This is a genomic window from Pseudomonas sp. MWU16-30323, assembly GCF_020515595.1.
Lineage (GTDB): Bacteria > Pseudomonadota > Gammaproteobacteria > Pseudomonadales > Pseudomonadaceae > Aquipseudomonas > Aquipseudomonas yamanorum.
This window is the reverse complement of the sequence record NZ_JAIWYM010000001.1, coordinates 385,642-399,698: the sequence shown is the minus strand read 5'-3', so window position 1 is coordinate 399,698 and position 14,057 is coordinate 385,642. Positions and strand designations below refer to the sequence as shown.

The following is a 14,057-nucleotide window of genomic DNA, read 5'->3' as shown; positions in this document are numbered from 1 at the left end:
CGCAGCCCAGCGGGAGCAAGCTCCCTCGCCACAGGTTTCACTCAAGACCAGCGAGAAACCCCGAGACTGCCACCGCCGCAGCCTCCAAATGCTGCTCATGGCTAAACCCCGAAGCCTTCAACGGCTTCAAATCATGATCCCCCGCCACCCGCCACATCACCTCGATACTCGGCGACAGCACATACCCTTCCACCGCCGCCCGATTGCCCAGCGCGTCCCGCTCGCCCTGCACAATCAACGTCGGCGTCTTCAGCCCGGCCAGATGCTCGGTCCGTGGCTTCTCCGGCTTGCCCACCGCATAGAACGGATAACCCAGGCACACCAGCGCATCGGCGCCCAATTCATCCGCCAGTAAACTGGCCATCCGCCCGCCCATGGACTTGCCGCCTACCGCCAGTTTCCCAGCGACATGACGTCGCACCTCGGCATACACCTCACGCCAGCATTCCAGCAGTTTCGGTGCCGGGTTCGGCGGGCGTTTGCCCCCGTCCACACGACGCTGGGCCATGTACGGAAACTCGAAGCGCAACACGTTCACGCCATGCCCGGCAAGGCGTGCAGCGATGTCGTTCATGAAGCCCGAGTCCATCGGCGCGCCCGCGCCGTGGGCCAGGATCAACGTCGCGGGCGTACGCGCGATAGACCCTGTCGCGGCATCCCACAACCAGCCGCGTTCCCGCACACACTGCGCCCATTGATCCCCGTCAATACTGGCCTTGTGCTCTTTGCCCATGCTTGCCTCGCTTTTTAGTCTGCCTATAACTCCAGCCCAAGTGCCGCATTGGCTTGGGTTGAACCGTGGATGGGGAACCATGAACACTACTTTAAGTACCGCCTATAACTACAAGGTGGTCCGCCAATTCGCCATTATGACGGTGGTGTGGGGCATCGTCGGCATGGGGCTCGGGGTTTTTCTCGCAGCCCAGTTGGTATGGCCCGAACTCAACTTCAATTTGCCCTGGACCAGTTTCGGCCGTTTGCGCCCGCTGCACACCAACGCGGTGATCTTTGCCTTTGGCGGTTGCGCGCTGTTTGCCAGCTCCTTCTACTCGGTGCAGCGCACCTGCCAGACCCAGCTGTTCGCGCCCAAACTCGCGCAGTTCTGCTTCTGGGGCTGGCAGTTGGTGATTGTGCTGGCCGCGATCAGCTTGCCGCTGGGCTACACCACCTCCAAGGAATACGCCGAGCTGGAATGGCCGATCGCCATTCTCATCGCCGTGGTCTGGGTGGCCTACGGCGTCGTGTTCTTCGGCACGGTGATGAAGCGCAACACCAAGCATATCTACGTCGGTAACTGGTTCTTCGGTGCGTTCATCATCACCGTGGCTATCCTGCACATCGTCAACCACGCGTCCCTGCCGGTGAGCTGGACCAAGTCCTACTCGGCCTACGGCGGTGCGACGGATGCCATGGTGCAGTGGTGGTACGGGCATAACGCGGTAGGCTTTTTCCTCACCGCAGGCTTCCTCGGGATGATGTACTACTTCGTGCCGAAACAGGCCGAACGTCCGGTGTATTCCTATCGCCTGTCCATCGTGCACTTCTGGGCACTGATCACCCTGTACATCTGGGCCGGCCCGCACCACTTGCACTACACCGCGTTGCCCGACTGGGCACAGTCCCTGGGCATGGTGATGTCGCTGGTGCTGCTGGCACCGAGCTGGGGCGGGATGATCAACGGCATGATGACCTTGTCGGGCGCCTGGCATAAGTTGCGCAGCGACCCGATCCTGCGCTTCCTGGTGGTGTCTCTCGCGTTCTACGGCATGTCGACCTTCGAAGGGCCGATGATGGCCATCAAGACGGTCAACGCCCTCTCCCACTACACCGACTGGACCATCGGCCACGTCCACGCCGGCGCCCTCGGTTGGGTCGCGATGATTTCCATCGGCGCGCTGTACCACATGATCCCGAAAGTCTTCGGTCGCGAGCAGATGTACAGCGTCGGCCTGATCAACGCGCACTTCTGGCTGGCCACCATCGGCACCGTGCTCTACATCGCTTCGATGTGGGTCAACGGCATTGCCCAGGGCCTGATGTGGCGTGCGGTCAACGAAGACGGCACCTTGACCTACTCCTTCGTCGAAACCCTGGTGGCCAGCCACCCAGGCTTCATCGTGCGGCTGGTGGGTGGGGCGATCTTCCTCAGCGGCATGTTCCTGATGGCTTACAACACGTGGCGCACCGTGCGTTCGGCACAACCCGCCGAAGTCGCCGCTGCGGCGCAGATGGCCTGAGGAGTCGATGATGAAACACGAAACCATTGAAAAGAACGTCGGCCTGCTGATGCTGCTGATGGTGCTCGCCGTGAGTATCGGCGGCCTGACCCAGATTGTGCCGCTGTTCTTCCAGGACGTGACCAACAAGCCGGTGGAAGGCATGAAGCCCTACACCGCGCTGCAACTGGAAGGCCGCGACATCTACATCCGCGAAGGTTGCGTACAGTGCCACTCGCAGATGATCCGCCCGTTCCGCGCCGAAACCGAGCGCTACGGCCACTACTCGGTGGCCGGTGAAAGCGTGTGGGATCACCCCTTCCTGTGGGGCTCCAAGCGCACCGGGCCGGACCTGGCCCGCGTCGGCGCACGCTACTCGGACGACTGGCACCGCGCGCACTTGTACAACCCGCGCAACGTGGTGCCGGAATCGAAGATGCCGGCGTACCCATGGCTGGTCACCGCTGCGGTCGACAGCAGCCACACCGAGACCAAGCTCAAAGTGATGCGCACCCTCGGCGTGCCGTACACCGACGACGACATTGCCGGCGCCGTGGCCACCCTCAAGGGCAAGACCGAGATGGACGCACTGGTTTCCTACCTGCAAGTGCTCGGCACTGCCATCAAGAGCAAGAGGTGAGCCATGGGATTTGAATTCGACGCTGGAACCATCCGCGGCCTCGGCACGCTGGTCGTGGCCATCGCCTTCATCGGCCTGTCGCTGTGGGTGTTCAACTCCCGGCGCAACGCGGAGTTCGCCGAGGCCTGCCTGCTGCCGTTTGCCGATGAACCGCTACCGCCAACCCCCGACGCTCAAGAAGAGCCTGCAACAAGGAGCAACCGGCCATGACTACCTTCTGGAGTACATGGATCTGTGTACTGACCCTCGGCAGCCTGATCGGCCTGACCTGGCTGTTGATCGGCACCCGCAAGGGCGAGACCAAGGGCAGCGTGGACCAGACCATGGGCCACGCCTTCGACGGGATCGAGGAGTACGACAACCCGCTGCCGCAATGGTGGTTCATGCTGTTCGCCGGCACCCTGGTGTTTGCGGTCGGCTACCTGATCCTCTACCCGGGCCTGGGCAACTGGAAAGGCGTGCTGCCGGGCTATGAAGACGGCTGGACCTCGGCCAAGGAATGGGACAAGGAAATGGCCAAGGCCGACGCCAAGTTCGGGCCGATCTTCGCCAAATTCGCGGCCATGCCCGTAGAAGAAGTCGCCAAGGACCCGCAGGCGCTGAAAATGGGCGGTCGCCTGTTTGCCTCCAACTGCGCGGTGTGCCACGGCTCGGATGCCAAGGGCGCCTATGGCTTCCCGAACCTGGCGGACAACATCTGGCGCTGGGGCGGTTCGGCGGACGCCATCAAGATGACCATCATGAATGGTCGTCATGCCGCGATGCCGGCCTGGGGTGAAGTACTGGGCGAAGACGGTGTGAAAAACGTCGCGGCTTATGTGCGCCATGAACTGGCGGGCCTGCCGTTGCCGGCAGACAGCACCGCTGACGTCGCGGCGGGCCAAGTGACGTTCAGCACCACCTGTGTCGCCTGCCACGGTCCGCAAGGCCATGGTGTGGAAGCCATGGGCGCACCGAACCTGACGCAACCCAGCGGCTTTATCTACGGCACCAGCCTGGCACAGCTGCAGCAGACCATTCGCCACGGTCGCCAAGGCCAGATGCCCGCGCAGGAAGCGCTGCAAGGCAATGACAAGGTGCATTTGCTTGCGGCCTACGTCTACAGCCTGTCCCATAACGCCGATGGCGCAACGCCTGACAGCCAACCCAAGTAATCCTGCACTCCCCAAAAGCCGCGCCTGATTCAGGTGCGGCTTTTTTGCGACCCATTGTCGCACCCTTCCGATCAGCGACTTTCCCCTCCTGCCATTCGGGTCTACGCTTGTTTGCACAGTGGACCGGCATTGGCCGGTCGATGGCCGACTTGCACTCGATGGGTTGAAACATTTCTGCTCGATGACAGGCGCAAAGGCTGGTACTTACCGGCTGTCGTGCCACTGACCACTCGTCACCCGAGCGGCTTGTTTACACACACTCAGTTACAAGTACCTTCGACCCGCCTAAAATCCTGTCCAAGTCGTCAGCTTTTAACCCTGAATTTTGTCCTTACGCCAAACATGGAAAGGGCGCAGAATCTGGTTTGGAACGCATTGACGCAGGTCACCTTGCGTTGCAATGGAATCTTGCTTTCTCCATACTTGCGACCGATTTTTACCCTATAAAAAAACCTAAACCGTGGAACCTTAGAATGAGCACAGCAATCAGTCCGACTGCTTATAACTATAAGGTAGTCCGCCAGTTCGCCATCATGACGGTGGTCTGGGGGATCCTTGGCATGGGGCTCGGTGTCTTCATCGCCTCGCAACTGGTTTGGCCAGAGTTGAATTTTGGCCTGCCATGGACGACGTTTGGACGCCTGCGCCCGCTGCACACCAACCTGGTGATTTTTGCCTTCGGTGGATGTGCACTGTTTGCCACTTCTTACTACGTCGTGCAGCGAACCTGCCAAACGCGACTGATTTCCGATGCATTGGCTGCCTTTACCTTCTGGGGCTGGCAAGCGGTCATCGTGGGCGCGATCATCACCCTGCCGCTGGGCTACACCACCACCAAGGAATACGCCGAGCTGGAATGGCCGATCGCCATTTTGCTGGCGATCGTCTGGGTGACCTACGCGGTGGTGTTCTTCGGCACCATCGTCAAGCGCAAGACCAAGCACATCTACGTCGGCAACTGGTTCTACGGGGCGTTTATCCTGGTGACGGCGATGCTGCACATCGTGAACCACGCGTCCTTGCCGGTGAGCTTCTTCAAGTCCTACTCGGCCTACGCCGGTGCGACGGACGCGATGATCCAGTGGTGGTACGGCCACAACGCCGTAGGCTTCTTCCTCACCACCGGCTTCCTGGGGATGATGTACTACTTCGTGCCGAAACAGGCCGAGCGTCCGATCTACTCCTATCGCCTGTCCATCGTGCACTTCTGGGCGCTGATCACCCTGTACATCTGGGCCGGTCCGCACCACCTGCACTACACCGCGTTGCCGGACTGGGCCCAGTCCCTGGGCATGGCCATGTCGATCATCCTGCTGGCGCCAAGCTGGGGCGGCATGATCAACGGCATGATGACCCTGTCGGGCGCCTGGCATAAATTGCGCACCGACCCGATCCTGCGCTTCCTTGTGGTATCCCTGGCGTTCTACGGCATGTCGACGTTTGAAGGCCCGATGATGGCCATCAAGACCGTCAACTCGCTGTCCCACTACACCGACTGGACCATCGGCCACGTACACGCCGGCGCCCTCGGTTGGGTCGCGATGATCTCCATCGGCGCCCTGTACCACATGATCCCGAAACTGTTCGGCCGGGCACAGATGCACAGCGTCAGCCTGATCAACACGCACTTCTGGCTGGCCACCATCGGTACCGTGCTCTACATCGCCTCGATGTGGGTCAACGGCATCACCCAGGGCCTGATGTGGCGTGCGATCAACGATGACGGCACCCTCACCTACTCCTTCGTCGAAGGGCTGCAAGCCAGCCATCCGGGTTACATCGTGCGCGCCCTGGGCGGTGCGATCTTTGCCAGCGGCATGCTGTTCATGGCCTACAACGTGTGGCGCACCGTGCGTGCCTCCGACCCAGTAGAAGCCGAAGCCGCTACCAAGATCGCCGTTGTGGGAGCTCACTGATGAAGCATGAAGTAGTCGAGAAGAATATCGGCCTGCTGGCCTTCTTCATGGTCATCGCCGTGAGTATCGGCGGCCTGACCCAGATCGTTCCGCTGTTTTTCCAGGACGTGACCAACAAGCCGGTGGAAGGCATGAAGCCGCGCACCGCCCTTGAACTGGAAGGCCGCGACGTCTACATCGCCAACGGTTGTGTCGGCTGCCACTCGCAGATGATCCGCCCGTTCCGCGCCGAAACCGAACGCTACGGCCACTACTCGGTGGCCGGTGAAAGCGTGTGGGACCACCCGTTCCTGTGGGGTTCCAAGCGCACCGGCCCGGACCTGGCCCGGGTCGGCGGTCGCTACTCCGATGACTGGCAGCGTGCGCACTTGTACAACCCGCGCAACGTGGTGCCCGAGTCGAAAATGCCGGCGTACCCGTTCCTGGTCGAAAACAAACTCGACGGCAAGGACACCGCCAAGAAGATGGAAGTCTTGCGCACCCTCGGCGTGCCCTACACCGACGAAGACATCGCCGGCGCGGCAGCTGCCGTGAAGGGCAAGACCGAAATGGACGCACTGGTGGCCTACTTGCAAGGCCTTGGCACCATCATCAAAAGCAAACGGTGATCACGATGGATATCGGGATGATTCGAGGCCTGGGCACCGTTGTCGTGATGGTGGCCTTTATCGGCCTGGCGTTGTGGGTGTTCAGCCCCAAGCGCAAGTCGGAGTTTGAAGACGCGACGTTGCTGCCCTTCGCGGATGATCCCGAAGCCATCAAGCACGTCGTAGAAGCGTCTAGGAGTAACAAAGAATGACTACGTTCTGGAGTCTGTACGTCACAGTCCTCAGTCTGGGTACCATTTTCGCCCTGACCTGGCTGCTGTTGTCGACCCGCAAGGGCCAGCGCGCCGAGCAAACCGATGAAACCGTCGGCCACTCGTTCGACGGCATCGAGGAGTACGACAACCCGCTGCCCAAATGGTGGTTCATGCTGTTCGTCGGCACCATCATCTTCGCCCTCGGTTACCTGGCGCTGTACCCTGGCCTGGGCAACTGGAAAGGCCTGCTGCCGGGCTACAACTACCTCGACAACGACAAGCAAACCCCCTTCGCCAACGGCCAGACCGGCTGGACCGGCGTGCACGAATGGGAAAAGGAAATGGCCAAGTCGGACGCCAAGTTCGGGCCGATCTTCGCCAAGTTCGCCGCCATGCCGATTGAAGAAGTGGCCAAGGACCCGCAAGCCTTGAAGATGGGTGGCCGCCTGTTCGCCTCCAACTGCTCGGTGTGCCACGGTTCCGACGCCAAGGGGGCCTACGGCTTCCCCAACCTGACCGACGCCGACTGGCGCTGGGGCGGCGACGCGGCCACCATCAAGGAAACCATCATGAAAGGCCGCCACGCGGTGATGCCGGCCTGGGCCGAAGTCATTGGCGAGCAAGGCGTGGCCGATGTGGCCGGCTTTGTGGTGACCAATCTCGATGGCCGCAAACTGCCGGAAGGCGCGAAGGCAGACGTGGCCAACGGCGAGAAACTCTTCGCCGCCAACTGCGTGGCGTGCCACGGTCCCGCCGGTAAAGGTACCCCCGCCATGGGCGCACCTGACCTGACCCACCCGGGCGCGTTCATCTACGGCTCGAGCTTCGCGCAACTGCAGCAGACCATCCGTTATGGCCGTCAGGGCCAGATGCCTGCGCAGGAGCAGTTGCAGGGCAATGACAAGGTGCATTTGCTGGCGGCCTATGTTTACAGCCTGTCCCATGGGGACAAGGCAGCTGAGGAGCAGTAAGCATTAAAACCAAAAGCCCCGCGGAGCTAATGCTGCGCGGGGCTTTGGTAATGGGATAGTGCTGGAACTCAACTTCCCCGAGGACGAGGCGTTACCGTTCTTAATGCACTTGGTCCATTTTTTTAATAGCCGCGTAGATCTTCCCCCGATCAGCCGATTTAGACCGATCTGATATACCTAGTTGGTCCATCAATGCGGGACGACTCAAGATTTCCCGCGCAACCATCGCTTCATCTGGGCCGCGATCGTCACGTTTCCCATCGGCGATCTCTTTCAGTGACCCGTATGTCACCCCTTCCCTGCGATCAATCCCACCCCAACCGCGATCTGGATAATAGGTGTCGTATTCATTCAGGAGCTGTTGCGCTAACTCTTTATCACTCATCGTGGCCAGGGGAAACCCCATATTCTGACCCACGGTTATGATACTTTCACGATCGATTTTCCCATCGTGCTTATGCTTTCCGTACCCATCGAGTTTCTCCATGAGTACAGGATTTTCCAGCAGCGAACGCGCAAAATTAATGTCGTCACTGCTGTAGCCACTCTGCGCAGAGGAATACGCAACCTGTCGTAGTGAGTCGCGGGTGATGTAGTCTGGTTGCGCAGGGTCGGCATACTTATCAAAGTCTCTGAGTAGACGGTCGGCCACCCGATAATCATTCCAACCACTGAATTGCTCTACGCTGATACCAGAGGACGCTGGCCTCGTCGGAGCCGGTGATTGAAAGGCACCAACATTTTGCGCGTCATTAGTACGTTGAATGGTCATTGGTTTCCTCGATTTAAATAACATCAAAACTAAGTAAATTTATCGGCGTGCAAGGGACCTGTGCATAACGCATAACGATGCCTTATCAAAGGTTTCGTCGCGGTAACGCTGCACGCTGCTGCAAAACATTGCCGAGTGCTGATCCAGGTTGATCTCAACGTCGGCATTTCCTGCGTGGCAATAACTCCATTAACGTTCCTACAACAAACGTTTCATGCTGTGTAAACAAAGGCGTTCTTGAGCATAAGAACTGATATCGCAGAAGCGTCAGCTTCCTAACCAATCGTTGTAGGCTTTTTAACAGAGCAAAAAGCAGCTATAAAAACGTCACACACCGGCCCGTGGACCTCTGCTGATTTACTTACTCAACACCAGGGAGTCGCAAGGGAAGCGGCAAGGTGCACTTGCCGGCGGCGTATGGTTACAGACTGTCCCATGGGGAAAAGCCGCCAGACGCCGCGTGAGGAAAAGCGGTAATAAAAAACGGCCCCGCCAGTGGAGATTGGCGGAGCCGTTTTGTTTTCTAGTCGAAAAAGTCGTCACCGCCAGCCACGCATCTACATTTGAAATTGATCAAGAAAACCGCAGGTAGTAACGTCACTACATTCGTACTCCATAAGGAGGTTAGCCCCCATGACCATCACCACCATTTCCAGCCGCGAATTCAATCAAGACACAAGCGGTGCCAAAAACTTGTGACTCGATAATCGCTGCAACCGCGCGGGTTCATGGGCTGACAGTGGTCACCCGCAACATCAGTGACTTTCAATCCAGCGGCGTCGCGCTGATCAATCCATGGGACGAATGACAGGTAAGGCTGCAAAAACCGTCCATACTTCACAAGTCAATTGATCCAGGTCACGTACACCATCAATAGATTTCCCCCAACGCGACCAAAGGTCGCACCCGTTGGAGGGTATCAGGGGCGTATCATTAGGCCACTGCAACACCCCTATTTTGACCCCGGCTGGCACGTACTGGCCGAGGCAAATCTCCACTGCCGTGGGATGCAATGATGAGCAACCAGATACCGGTACAGAACGTTACCCCGCCTGCCAAAAATTCAAGCAACACTGTCGATCTCTACGCATCGCGGGAGAAAATCTACACCCGTGCCTTCACCGGTTTGTTCCGCAACTTGCGGATGCTCGGGGGCGCCGGTTTGTTCCTCCTCTACTTCGGCACCGTGTGGCTGAACTGGGGGGGGCACCAGGCCGTGTGGTGGAACCTGCCGGAACGTAAGTTCTTCATTTTTGGCGCGACTTTCTGGCCCCAGGATTTCATCCTGCTGTCGGGCATCCTGATCGTGGCGGCGTTTGGCCTGTTCTTCATCACCGTGTATGCCGGCCGCGTCTGGTGCGGCTACACCTGCCCGCAAAGCGTGTGGACCTGGATCTTCATGTGGTGCGAAAAGGTCACCGAAGGCGACCGCAACCAGCGCATCAAGCTGGACAAGGCGCCGATGAGCGCCAACAAGTTCCTGAGAAAACTCAGCAAGCACAGCCTGTGGCTGATCATCGGTTTTGTCACCGGCATGACCTTCGTCGGCTACTTCTCGCCGATCAGGGAACTGGTATTCGACTTCTTCACCGGCCAGGCCGATGGCTGGTCGTATTTCTGGGTCGGCTTCTTCACCCTCGCCACCTACGGCAACGCCGGCTGGCTGCGGGAGCAAGTGTGCATCTACATGTGCCCCTATGCGCGCTTCCAGAGCGTGATGTTCGACAAGGACACGATGATCGTTTCCTACGACCCGCGTCGTGGCGAAGCCCGTGGCCCGCGCAAAAAAGGCATCGACTACAAGGCCGAGGGCCTGGGGGATTGCATCGATTGCACGATGTGCGTGCAGGTGTGCCCCACCGGCATCGACATCCGTGACGGCCTGCAGATCGAATGCATCGGCTGCGCGGCCTGTATCGACGCCTGCGACAACATCATGGACAAGATGGAATACCCCCGCGGCCTGATCAGCTACACCACCGAGCACAACCTGTCGGGGCAGAAAACCCATAAGCTGCGCCCGCGCCTGATCGGTTACGCCCTGGTGTTGCTGGCGATGATCAGCCTGTTGGTGGCCGCCTTCTTCGTGCGCTCGCTGGTGGGTTTCGACGTCAGCAAGGACCGTGTGCTGTACCGCGAAAACGCCGAGGGGCGGATCGAAAACGTTTACAGCCTGAAGATCATGAACAAAGACCAGCGCGACCACACTTACGTGCTGGATGCCGCAGGCCTGCCGGACCTCAAGCTGCAAGGCCGGCGCGAGGTCAAGGTGGCCGCCGGGGAAATCTTCAGCATGCCGGTGGAGCTGTCGAGCGCACCGGAGCAACTGCCGTCGAGCACCAACGAGGTGAAATTCATCCTCAAGGATGCCGATGACGACAGCGTTCACATTGAAGCCAAGAGCCGATTCATCGGCCCACAAGTCCGTTAATAGAGAGCCGAACAATGCCCGCAGCTACTGCCGCAAGCCCCTGGTACAAGCACCTCTGGCCCTGGATCATCATCGGGATCCTGACCTGTTCGGTGACATTGACCTTGTCCATGGTGACCATCGCGGTGAAGAACCCCGACAACCTGGTCAACGACAACTACTATGAGGCGGGCAAAGGCATCAACCGTTCCCTGGACCGCGAACTGCTGGCCCAGACCCTGCAACTGCGGGCCAAGGTGCACCTGGACGAGCTGACCGGCGAAGTCGAAGTGCACCTGACCGGCAACAGCGGGCCCGGCACCCTGGAACTGAACCTGATTTCGCCGACCCAGCCGGAGAAGGACCGCAAGATCATCCTGACCCGCAGCGACAGCGAACCTGGCCGCTACATCGGCCAAGTGACCGACAAGGTCGAAGGCCGCCGCTTCGTCGAACTGCTGGGGGTGGAAGGCGACAGGACCTGGCGTATGTTTGAAGAAGAACAGGTCAGCCATGACAAGGACTTGCTGCTGGGTGACGAGCCGCTGCAGGGTGCGGAAGACCTGAAAAAATAGAGCGGCACCTGTTTGATCGTTCCCACGCTCTGCGTGGGCATGCATCCCGTGACGCTCCGCGTCACAAGAGCGGACGCGGAGCGTCCAGCGAAGCGTTCCCACGCAGAGCGTGGGAACGATCATCGGAACTGAGCCATGACCACCCCAATCCCCTGCTACCACTGCGCCCTGCCCGTGCCGCCCGGCAGCCGGTTCACTGCGGTGATCCTCGGCGAGCCCCGCGAGCTGTGTTGCCCGGGCTGCCAGGCGGTGGCCGAGGCGATTGTCGCCGGCGGCCTGGAAAGCTATTACCAGCACCGCAGCGAAGCCTCGGCCAACCCCGAGGCGCTGCCGGTGCAACGGGTGGACGAGCTGGCGCTGTATGACCGCGCGGATGTGCAAAAGCCTTATGTACGCCACAACGGCGATCTGTCGGAAGCCACGCTGTTGATGGAAGGCATCAGCTGCGCCGCCTGCGGCTGGCTGATCGAAAAACACCTGCGCAGCCTGCCCGCAGTGGCCGAGGCGCGCTTGAACCTGTCCAACCACCGCCTGCACGTGCGCTGGGCCGATGGGCAATTGCCGTTGAGCCAACTGCTCGGCGAGTTGCGCCATATCGGCTACGCCGCCCACCCATACCAAGCCGATCGCGCCGCCGAACAGCTGGCCAGCGAAAACCGCCTGGCCTTGCGTCAATTGGGCGTGGCCGGGTTGCTGTGGTTCCAGGCGATGATGGCAACGATGGCCACCTGGCCGGAATTCAATATCGACCTGAGCCCGGAGCTGCACGTAATCCTGCGCTGGGTCGCGATGTTTCTTACAACGCCCATCGTGTTCTACAGCTGCGCGCCCTTCTTCAAAGGCGCAATGCGCGACCTGCGCACCCACCACCTGACCATGGATGTCTCGGTATCGCTGGCAATCGGTGGTGCGTACCTGGCCGGAATCTGGACCGCCATCACCGGCACCGGCGAGCTGTACTTCGATGCCGTCGGGATGTTTGCCCTGTTCCTGCTGGCCGGGCGCTACCTGGAGCGCCGCGCCCGGGAACGCACGGCGGCGGCGACCGCACAGTTGGTCAACCTGTTGCCGGCCTCGTGCCTGCGCATGAGTGCCGATGGGCAAAGTGAGCGGATCCTGCTCAGCGAACTGGCCTTGGGGGATCGGGTGCTGGTGCATCCGGGTGCGGTGCTGCCGGCAGATGGCATCATCCTCGACGGCCAGTCGAGCATCGACGAGTCCCTGCTGACCGGCGAGTACCTGCCGCAACCGCGACAGGTCGGCGATGCGGTGACCGCCGGTACCCTCAACGTCGAAGGCGCGCTGACCGTCGAAGTCCGCGCCCTGGGCCACGACACGCGCCTGTCGGCCATCGTGCGCCTGCTGGAACGGGCCCAGGCAGAGAAACCCCGGCTGGCGGAAATCGCCGACCGCGCCGCCCAATGGTTCCTGTTGTGCTCGCTGATCGCGGCGGCGGTGATCGGCCTTGTATGGTGGGAGCTGGATTCTTCACGGGCCTTCTGGATTGTCCTGGCGATGCTGGTTGCAACCTGCCCTTGCGCCCTGTCCCTGGCGACGCCAACCGCCCTGACGGCGGCCACCGGCACCCTGCACAAGCTCGGCCTGCTGCTGACCCGGGGCCACGTGCTGGAAGGCCTGAACCAGATCGACACGGTGATTTTCGACAAGACCGGCACCCTCACCGAAGGTCGCCTGGCCTTGCGTGCCATTCGCCCGTTGAGCGTGCTGGGCAGCGACGAGTGCCTGAGCCTTGCCGCCGCGCTGGAGCAACGCTCGGAACACCCGATTGCCCGCGCATTCGGCCGCGCCCCCCTGGCGGCGGATGAAGTACTCAGCACACCGGGACTGGGCCTGGAAGGACGCGTTGGTAACCGCCAGTTGCGCATTGGCCAGCCGGGCTTTGTCTGTGAACTGAGCGGCTGCGCCCTCCCCGCCCCACCGCAGGAAGCCGGCCAATGGCTGCTATTGGGCGATACCGAGGGCGCCCTGGCCTGGTTTGTCCTGGATGATCGCCTGCGCAGCGACGCGCCCGCCTTGCTCGCCGCCTGCAAGGCCCGCGGCTGGCGCACCTTGCTGCTGTCGGGCGACAGCTCGCCAATGGTCGCCAGCGTCGCCCTTGAACTGGGCATCGACGAAGCACACGGCGGCCTGCGCCCCGACGACAAGCTGCAAATGCTGCAGCAGTTGCACAAGGAAGGCCGCAAGGTGCTGATGCTCGGTGATGGCGTCAACGACGTGCCGGTGCTGGCCGCCGCCGATATCAGCGTGGCCATGGGCTCGGCCACCGACCTGGCCAAGACCAGTGCCGACGCGGTGCTGTTGTCGAACCGCCTCGACGCTCTGGTGCAAGCCTTTACCCTGGCCCGGCGCACTCGCCGGGTAATCATTGAAAACCTGCTGTGGGCCGGGCTGTACAATGGCCTGATGTTGCCGTTTGCCGCCCTCGGCTGGATCACCCCCATCTGGGCAGCGATCGGCATGTCCCTCAGTTCGTTGACCGTGGTGCTCAACGCCCTGCGCCTGACTCGCCTGCCGAGCACGCCAGCCGTGAGCGCCGCCCCCGTAACCCGTCCGCTGCCGGCTTGAGCCGCGCGGGCATGG

General features: G+C 60.9%; 13 protein-coding genes and 1 pseudogene. 12 read left to right on the top strand and 2 right to left on the bottom strand.

Features of this window, described 5'->3' with window-relative positions; genetic code table 11:
• Nucleotides 1–37: 37 nt before the first annotated feature.
• Nucleotides 38–733, bottom strand: coding sequence for an alpha/beta family hydrolase (locus tag LIY45_RS01870; protein ID WP_226475126.1), 696 nt, complete (start codon nt 731–733; stop codon nt 38–40).
• Nucleotides 734–812: 79 nt separating this feature from the next.
• Here LIY45_RS01870 and ccoN (LIY45_RS01865) point away from each other — a divergent pair, with 79 nt between their 5' ends.
• From ccoN (LIY45_RS01865) to ccoP (LIY45_RS01830), 8 genes are all read left to right on the top strand, one after another.
• On the top strand, nt 813–2,237 hold the full coding sequence (gene ccoN, locus LIY45_RS01865) for a cytochrome-c oxidase, cbb3-type subunit I (RefSeq protein WP_017477185.1): 1,425 nt from the start codon (nt 813–815) through the stop codon (nt 2,235–2,237).
• 10 nt (nt 2,238–2,247) lie between these two features.
• Nucleotides 2,248–2,856 carry a cytochrome-c oxidase, cbb3-type subunit II gene (gene ccoO / locus LIY45_RS01860; protein WP_218263351.1) on the top strand — a complete coding sequence of 203 codons (609 nt, stop codon included), beginning with the start codon at nt 2,248–2,250 and terminating at the stop codon, nt 2,854–2,856.
• Nucleotides 2,857–2,859: 3 nt separating this feature from the next.
• Nucleotides 2,860–3,066 carry a cbb3-type cytochrome c oxidase subunit 3 gene (locus LIY45_RS01855; RefSeq protein WP_003219012.1) on the top strand — a complete coding sequence of 69 codons (207 nt, stop codon included), beginning with the start codon at nt 2,860–2,862 and terminating at the stop codon, nt 3,064–3,066.
• Nucleotides 3,063–4,010 carry a cytochrome-c oxidase, cbb3-type subunit III gene (gene ccoP, locus LIY45_RS01850; protein ID WP_226475125.1) on the top strand — a complete coding sequence of 316 codons (948 nt, stop codon included), beginning with the start codon at nt 3,063–3,065 and terminating at the stop codon, nt 4,008–4,010. The genes LIY45_RS01855 and ccoP (LIY45_RS01850) overlap by 4 nt, the downstream gene beginning before the upstream one ends.
• A gap of 473 nt (nt 4,011–4,483) precedes the next feature.
• Nucleotides 4,484–5,926 (top strand): cytochrome-c oxidase, cbb3-type subunit I, encoded by a 1,443-nt coding sequence (gene ccoN, locus LIY45_RS01845; protein ID WP_226475124.1) that lies wholly within the window; start codon nt 4,484–4,486, stop codon nt 5,924–5,926.
• Nucleotides 5,926–6,534 (top strand): cytochrome-c oxidase, cbb3-type subunit II, encoded by a 609-nt coding sequence (gene ccoO, locus LIY45_RS01840; RefSeq protein WP_003193167.1) that lies wholly within the window; start codon nt 5,926–5,928, stop codon nt 6,532–6,534. Before ccoN (LIY45_RS01845) ends, ccoO (LIY45_RS01840) begins: the two co-directional genes overlap by 1 nt.
• Nucleotides 6,535–6,539: 5 nt before the next feature.
• Nucleotides 6,540–6,725 carry a CcoQ/FixQ family Cbb3-type cytochrome c oxidase assembly chaperone gene (locus LIY45_RS01835; protein WP_008437575.1) on the top strand — a complete coding sequence of 62 codons (186 nt, stop codon included), beginning with the start codon at nt 6,540–6,542 and terminating at the stop codon, nt 6,723–6,725.
• Nucleotides 6,722–7,699: a cytochrome-c oxidase, cbb3-type subunit III gene (gene ccoP, locus LIY45_RS01830; protein WP_226475123.1), complete on the top strand. Its 978-nt coding sequence runs from the start codon at nt 6,722–6,724 to the stop codon at nt 7,697–7,699. The genes LIY45_RS01835 and ccoP (LIY45_RS01830) overlap by 4 nt, the downstream gene beginning before the upstream one ends.
• Nucleotides 7,700–7,799: 100 nt before the next feature.
• On the opposite strand, the gene LIY45_RS01825 is transcribed toward ccoP (LIY45_RS01830), so the two are convergent.
• The gene (locus tag LIY45_RS01825; RefSeq protein ID WP_226475122.1) at nt 7,800–8,471 is read right to left on the bottom strand and encodes a hypothetical protein; all 672 of its coding nucleotides are present in this window, start codon (nt 8,469–8,471) and stop codon (nt 7,800–7,802) included.
• A 697-nt stretch (nt 8,472–9,168) separates the two neighbouring features.
• Between LIY45_RS01825 and LIY45_RS01820 the strand changes: the two are divergent.
• The 4 genes and pseudogenes from LIY45_RS01820 to LIY45_RS01805 all read left to right on the top strand — a co-directional run.
• Nucleotides 9,169–9,279: pseudogene (locus LIY45_RS01820) on the top strand (VapC toxin family PIN domain ribonuclease); the annotation flags it as partial.
• Nucleotides 9,280–9,486: 207 nt separating this feature from the next.
• Complete coding sequence (gene ccoG / locus LIY45_RS01815; RefSeq protein ID WP_226475121.1) at nt 9,487–10,902, top strand: cytochrome c oxidase accessory protein CcoG; 1,416 nt, start codon at nt 9,487–9,489, stop codon at nt 10,900–10,902.
• Between the two features lie 14 nt (nt 10,903–10,916).
• Complete coding sequence (locus LIY45_RS01810; RefSeq protein WP_017477180.1) at nt 10,917–11,456, top strand: FixH family protein; 540 nt, start codon at nt 10,917–10,919, stop codon at nt 11,454–11,456.
• A 135-nt stretch (nt 11,457–11,591) separates the two neighbouring features.
• Nucleotides 11,592–14,042 carry a heavy metal translocating P-type ATPase gene (locus tag LIY45_RS01805; RefSeq protein WP_226475120.1) on the top strand — a complete coding sequence of 817 codons (2,451 nt, stop codon included), beginning with the start codon at nt 11,592–11,594 and terminating at the stop codon, nt 14,040–14,042.
• Nucleotides 14,043–14,057: the final 15 nt, after the last annotated feature.